1 pseudogene is annotated in these 322 nt (G+C 63.7%); it reads left to right on the plus strand.

Features of this window, described 5'->3' with window-relative positions:
- Window positions 1-202, plus strand: a pseudogene (locus HJV72_RS18850) (cysteine ABC transporter ATP-binding protein); the annotation flags it as partial.
- Between the last annotated feature and the right edge of the window lie 120 nt (window positions 203-322).

Consider the following 322-nt stretch of genomic DNA (forward strand, 5'->3'; position numbering starts at 1 on the left):
GGCCAGGCGCCGGACGGTCATCGTCATCACGCACCGCCTTGCCAACGTGACGGACGCGGACAGCATCTATGTGCTGGAGGCCGGCACGGTGGCGGGACACGGTCCACACGCCGCACTGCTGGCCCAGGGAGGCCTTTACAAAACGCTTTGGGACAGACAGCAGGAGCTGGAACACTTTGGGACAGAGGAGGTGAGCGCATGAAACAGCAGCGAAGCGGCTTTTCTGTGATGCGCCGCCTCATCGTGCTGGTGCGCCCTCTGGCTCCGTTTATGGCGCTGGCTGTCCTGCTGGGCGTGGCGGGCTTTGTGTGCGCCATATTTC

Source organism: Extibacter sp. GGCC_0201 (assembly GCF_017566055.1).
GTDB lineage: Bacteria > Bacillota > Clostridia > Lachnospirales > Lachnospiraceae > Extibacter.